This is a genomic window from Acidimicrobiia bacterium, assembly GCA_041676705.1.
In the GTDB taxonomy this organism is placed as follows: domain Bacteria; phylum Actinomycetota; class Acidimicrobiia; order Acidimicrobiales; family SKKL01; genus Actinomarinicola.
In genome coordinates, this window is the sequence record JBAYRL010000026.1 from 1 (window position 1) to 3,437 (window position 3,437).

General features: G+C 51.9%; 3 protein-coding genes. 1 reads left to right on the top strand and 2 read right to left on the bottom strand.

Annotated features, from left to right (window positions below):
* Positions 1–297: 297 nt before the first annotated feature.
* Positions 298–1,896 (bottom strand): LA2681 family HEPN domain-containing protein, encoded by a 1,599-nt coding sequence (locus tag WC184_13300; protein ID MFA7478844.1) that lies wholly within the window; start codon positions 1,894–1,896, stop codon positions 298–300.
* A 101-nt stretch (positions 1,897–1,997) separates the two neighbouring features.
* Here WC184_13300 and WC184_13305 point away from each other — a divergent pair, with 101 nt between their 5' ends.
* Positions 1,998–2,723, top strand: coding sequence for a hypothetical protein (locus tag WC184_13305; GenBank protein MFA7478845.1), 726 nt, complete (start codon positions 1,998–2,000; stop codon positions 2,721–2,723).
* 434 nt (positions 2,724–3,157) lie between these two features.
* Here the strand turns inward: WC184_13305 and WC184_13310 are convergent.
* Positions 3,158–3,437 (bottom strand): hypothetical protein (locus tag WC184_13310; GenBank protein MFA7478846.1); only part of this gene is annotated, 280 nt, incomplete at its 5' end.

Genomic DNA, 3,437 nt, shown 5'->3' on the forward strand with positions numbered 1-3,437 from the left:
AGAAAACCGGTGCCGAAGCTGCCAGGTTATTCAACGTCCATCCGTCCACGGTCTCACGTCTTCTGCAGAGGGCAAAACAGCTCCCTTAACACGGTTTTGCGTTCCATTGCGCCCTAAACCCCACCTTCAAAAGAGCGCGTTTTAGGCTCGTGTAACTCAAGCTTCATGGAGAATTTGGGACAGAGGATCGCGAAGGCCCGATTTTTTCGGGTATTTTGACGTGTCGCGGCCTTGAAGCTGGATTTACGACGGAAATTCGAGTTTCAATCCCGTCCGGCCTCTGGTTGGGGTCTCCGATTAATGGATGGAAAGAATCTGAGTTATCGCGCTCCCGTCGTGGTTCTCAAGAGAAGTAATAAGATCTACGAAATAAATAATGGCTGCTCGGGCTAGCTGAAGAGTCTCTCTTGTTGCTTCTACAAAGTCGCTGTGTCCATAACGTTCTATATAACCCTCGTCTTGTGGACTCACCGGTACTCCTTCGGTATGAAGCACAACAAATCTATGAGTAGAAGCGTTCCTCATATCCGCCTGGCTACTCAGAAACCCCCCTTTGCTTAAGTCTTCAGCAACTTCGGAAAGAGCAATTGCTGATGGACTACCAGCTTGTATTTCACCTTCGATTTGCTGAGTCCAGGTTCGCTGTTTATCGCCTTTTCTCCAATAGTTTCGGAAGGAGATACTCCGCGGGTTTGTAGAATTGCCAAGATGAACGTCTACGGCTACGGCTATTCGATCCAAAACGTCTAAGCCTGATCTCTGTGCTAGGCACAGTTTGGCAGCAGTGTTGCCGAAAAGCGCATAGTCAAGTGTATTCACGAATCCCGGATCGGATAATGGATAGCTCTCTCGCGTGGCAGCATAGAAAAGGTCCCTCGCCTCCAAGTATTCTTGCTTTATACAGTTGAGCATTGCAAAGATAGAAGGAATCTCCATCTTCATAATGGAGGTGGTGACGGGTCCAAAGTGCAGATCGTCCAAATGATCATCGTTAGGCTGACAAATTTCCAATAGCGGGCTCAACATCAAGCGATTCTCTATTACGAAGGCTCGATACGGATCTTCTGCTACGTTTGCTGGTGGACTCCAAGGTTCTATTTCAATACTTGGAAGATTGTCGAGCCCACGAATACCGGGCTCACCGCAAACCTCCAAAATTTCAGACTTCCTTGCCAGGGCTAAATCTAGATAGTAACGATAAAGGGAAGGTAGTTCTTCGGTGTGCCAAGGCCTCTGCAGTCTGTGCCGGATTAGAATGGCAGCTTGGAGCGCGGCCGGGCCAAAGCTTTTTTGGCCTCGGCAAGCACGTCGAAAGTAACTGTAGGCTTCAATCCATCGGTGAGCCGTGCTTAGAGAATTTCCAAGATTCGTCAAGCTCCTGGACGTTAGGGGCGACATTTCCTTGGAAGACTTCCAGTATAGACTGCGAGCCCGAAATCGATACTGGTGGGTCACCAGATACCAATTTGGAACAGCTGTTGAATCCAGTGTAGCTAGCGCTTCCAAACCATTAGCCAAATTATAGATAAGCCTGAAATTCTGCTCGCCTGAACATAGCTCTTCCAGGATTTTCACACCTGAAGAAACCGCCGTTCTCATTTTCAAAAGACCGCCAGCCTCTATCATAAAAATAGAAGACAAGCGTTTGGCCTCGCTGTCATCGGGCCTTTCCTTTGCAAGTTTTTGAGCTTCTTCAAGAACCTTTCCTGGGTCGCTGTCTAACAGCAGGCTCAGTGAATTATAGACTTCCTCAAACTCGTGTTGTTCCACAAGACAGCTTTCGGTCAGGATGACGAGGACTCCCACGCTGCGGTAGGCCGATTCGGATGAGAAGTTTGATTTTTCTCTAAGGGCCGACGGCCGGTCAAGGGTCGCGTTGGAGTCGCCAAAAGCCAAGGCGCTTCAGAAACCGGCCTTCAAGGCTTACATCGAGGCTATTCGGGGTCCAGCGACTACCCAACCGGGAGCCACCAAGCCCACGGCGAAGTGACCCACCAATGAAGCGGCACTCGAACATCATATGGTTGGTCCTGGCCTTGGTCATCGTGGCGGTGAGTGGTTTGGACAGTGAGAGCCCGAGCGATGACGCCTCGCTAGTGACTATTCAGGACTGGCAACCGTCCAACGTTTCGCCACCGGAACACATCAAGGAAGCTCTGCGGAGAGCCAGGTCAGTCGTCGCGGTCCCGACAATCCACCTCAATGAGGCCACCGTGTCGCGAACCACGGAACCGATCTACGACACCAAGCATCTAGAGCTTGATGGCGTTAAGATAGCCCTATACGCAGACGTCGAACTCACCAAGTTGGGGCTTCGGCAGTACGCCCCGGATTTTCCAGACAGCTCCGAGATATGGGGAACGGACGGCGGGCCAATAGTTATTCGCGCCTCGCTCGATGATGGGCATTATCAGGTTGTGCGGGTCAGCGGTCGAGAGCTTTCTTTTGGCGACGATTTGCTCTTGAAGCCGGGTGATTCAAGACAGAAGGCTATGGCGGTAAAGAACAGACTTCTCTTCAGCGAGGCTGGCCCACAGGTTGAGATCTTTCTCCAAAACGACCAGGTCGGGTCGATTGCTATACACGCCCCTGGATTCCAGCACTTGCACCATCCAACCGTTGGTTTGAAATGTCGAAACAGGGAGAGTACTTCCGCCGACCCACGAAGCTTGGTGATTATAGACAGGCGCTCGTGCTACGAAGAAGATCCTGGCCAGCGCTAGTTTGGTCTCGCTCCATGGCTTGCTTCTACCAGACTTGATTTCCATGTGCAGCCACAGGCTGCGCTTGGACCCACTTGACAAAGACCAGTTTTCTCAGCCGCTGCCTGAGGCTACAGATAGTGGGTTTTTGAGAATTTTCGAAATTTCGCGAAAAAATTCGGCGAAATTTTGCCGAATTTCGAAGTCTCTTGGAGCCAATCCTGGGCCTATACGGAGCCTGAGGCTAAAGATGGCCGAAAATCGGCCTCTATACCGGATTCAGAGCACCTCGATCCGCATGTGCAGCCGCAGGCTCCAGATAGATGCCGTTTTTGCGTACAAGTCGGGCCCTGTACGCAAAAGGGTGGTTTTGTGGCGGGAAGGCCTGGTCTGGCCGGGGTTTGTTCGTAGCCGGTGGCGACCTTCGAGCGGCCGATTCGGCGATTATTGGAGATTCACATCTGGGCGAAGAGCTTGGCTGCTATGTAGTTTTTGAGCGGCTGGTCGAGGGATTCGTAAGCGACGATCTTCTGGTAGCGATCGTGGTCGTCGAGATGCTTAGGAAGCTTATTGGCCAGGTGCTCATCGACGAGGCCCAGGAAGACTTCGCTTGAGAGGCCCCATTGCTTTCCGCCGCGGCCATAGAGTCCTCCGGTGGCGGCAAGCCATTCGTCGGCCAGGGCCTTGCTTCGCTTGCCGACTTTCAGGGAGTGCCGGTTCTCTTCAATGAACTCG